The organism is Nonomuraea rhizosphaerae (assembly GCF_019396405.1).
Classification (GTDB): domain Bacteria; phylum Actinomycetota; class Actinomycetes; order Streptosporangiales; family Streptosporangiaceae; genus Nonomuraea; species Nonomuraea rhizosphaerae.
The window spans coordinates 1-2,254 of the sequence record NZ_JAHKRL010000320.1 but is presented as its reverse complement, the minus strand read 5'-3'; the positions used below and the strand labels follow the sequence as shown (position 1 = coordinate 2,254).

General features: G+C 69.8%; 2 protein-coding genes and 1 tRNA gene. All 3 read left to right on the top strand.

Features of this window, described 5'->3' with window-relative positions:
- The first annotated feature begins 256 nt into the window (after nucleotides 1–256).
- The 3 genes from KME77_RS30505 to KME77_RS16155 all read left to right on the top strand — a co-directional run bounded on the left by KME77_RS30505 (nucleotide 257) and on the right by KME77_RS16155 (nucleotide 2,223).
- On the top strand, nucleotides 257–370 hold the full coding sequence (locus KME77_RS30505) for a putative leader peptide (protein WP_372451180.1): 114 nt from the start codon (nucleotides 257–259) through the stop codon (nucleotides 368–370).
- Nucleotides 371–450: 80 nt separating this feature from the next.
- Nucleotides 451–1,740 carry a dicarboxylate/amino acid:cation symporter gene (locus tag KME77_RS16160; protein WP_219467856.1) on the top strand — a complete coding sequence of 430 codons (1,290 nt, stop codon included), beginning with the start codon at nucleotides 451–453 and terminating at the stop codon, nucleotides 1,738–1,740.
- 409 nt (nucleotides 1,741–2,149) lie between these two features.
- Nucleotides 2,150–2,223: transfer RNA gene (locus KME77_RS16155), tRNA-Met, on the top strand.
- Nucleotides 2,224–2,254: the final 31 nt, after the last annotated feature.

The window sequence follows — 2,254 nt, the reverse complement described above, 5'->3', positions numbered from 1 at the left end:
GGCCGCCCTCTGAGACTGCCTTCTCAGAGGGCGGCCTTTCGGGGGCGGCCTTTCAGGGGCGGCCGGGACGGCGGTCGTCGCGGCCTGGCAGGCTGCCCCGCACTCCTGCGCATGGGGCCTGCGCGTCGGGTCTTCGCGCCGGGCGTGAGCCGGGCCTTCATGTCGGCTCCCGACGCTCGTCCCTCGTGCCCCCGCAGCGCCCGTAGCCCACAACCCACCCTCCCCGTGACCCGAATCACAACTCCCACCGGAATATGTGGCGATCACCAACCAGTTATCCCCTTTCGTGAGGTTTTCCGTCGTGATCGTGTGGCTCGTAGAGCGGCTGCACATCGACCTGTGCCGAGTCCTCGGCGCCCTGTGTCGCTGACGCGCACCCCAGCCGTCAACACGACCCCCTCAAGGCATGTCTGTCCGGCATGCCCGGAAACCTCCGGAGCCCTTACTCCCGTGAAGAGATTCAGCTTCTCCCTGCAACTCCTCCTGGGCCTCGTGGCCGGCGTGGCGCTCGGCTTCGCCGCCAAGATCTGGGACGTGGCCTGGCTGGCCGAGACCCTGACCCAGGTCGGCAAACTGTTCGTCCAGCTGCTCAAGCTCGCCGTCCCGCCGCTCGTCTTCACCGCCGTCCTGGTCAGCGTCGCCAACCTGCGCAACGTCAACGGCGCCGCCAGGCTCGCCTCCAAGACGCTGCTCTGGTTCCTGGTCACCGCGTTCGTCTCGGTGGCGTTCGCGATCGGCCTCGGCCTGGTCACCAACCCCGGCCAGGGCGTCACGCTCGACACCGGCGCGGCCAAGGCCGTGGACACCGAGGGCGCCGGCACCTGGCTCGACTTCGTCACCGGCATCCTGCCCACGAACATCGTCACCGCCTTCACCGAGGTCAACGTCCTCCAGATCGTCTTCCTCGGCGCCGTGCTCGGCGCGGCGGCCCTGGCGATCGGCGACAAGGCCGAGCCGTTCCTGAACCTCGGCCGCTCGGTCCTCGAACTCGTCCAGAAGGCCCTGTGGTGGGTCATCCGCCTGGCCCCCATCGGCACGGCCGGACTCATCGGCAAGTCCGTCGCCACGTACGGGTGGGACCTGCTCGCCCCGCTGGCCAAGTTCAGCGCCGGGGTGTACATCGGCTGCTTCATCGTCCTGCTGGCCGTCTACCCCACGCTCCTGGCCGTCGTCGGCAGGGTCAGCCCGCTCAGGTTCTACCGCAACGCCTGGCCCGCCATCGAGCTGGCCTTCGTCTCCCGTTCGTCGGTCGGCACGCTGCCGCTGACGCAGCGGGTCACCGTCGAGCGCAACGGCGTCGACCGTGATTACGCCTCCTTCGCCGTGCCGTTCGGCGCCACGACCAAGATGGACGGCTGCGCCTCGATCTACCCGGCGCTGGCGGCGATCTTCGTGGCCCAGGTCTTCGGTGTCCAGCTCGGGGTGGGCGACTACCTGCTGATCGCCTTCGTCTCGGTCGTCGGCTCGGCCGCCACGGCGGGCCTGACGGGCGCGATCGTCATGCTGACGCTCACGCTCAGCACGCTCGGGCTGCCCCTGGAGGGCGTCGGCCTGCTGCTGGCCATCGACCCGATCCTGGACATGATCCGCACCGCCACCAACGTGGCCGGGCAGATGGTCGTTCCCGTGCTGGTGGCCCGGTCGGAGGGCCGCCTGGACGTGGCCGTCTTCAACGCCACGCCGCAGCCGCTGGACGAGGCGCCTGCCCCCACGCGCGACCCGGAGCCCGTCCCGGCCTGACGTCGTGATGGGCGGGGGCTCCTTCCGCGGAGGGAGCCCCCGCCCCTCCTACGGTACGGGCGCGGCTCCCACCATGGGCTGGTCATCACCTGGTACGGGCTCGCTCCGGCGGCCGGCTGCCCACGCCACCGGCCGGGGATTCGCGCGTGACGGCGCCCGGCCCTGTGCGGGCTCAGCGGCCGTATTCCTGGAGGTCCTCAGCCCTGGTCGGTGGGTGGCGGTGGGGGCGGCGTGCCGTACAGGCTGCTGTTCGATCCACTCCGCGAACCGGCCCGCAAGCCACTGCACAAACTGCCCCCAGAGCCGCGTAAAAAGGAAAAGTCATTTCGCTGAGCCAGCCGATCTGAGCCGACCGATCTGAGAGAAGCGGTCAGTCGCGCTCCCCTGATCCGATAGGCTTTTCTTGCGACGCGGGGTGGAGCAGTTCGGTAGCTCGGCGGGCTCATAACCCGCAGGTCGTAGGTTCAAATCCTGCCCCCGCCACGATGGCGCCCGCTCTCCTCGGGGAGAGCGG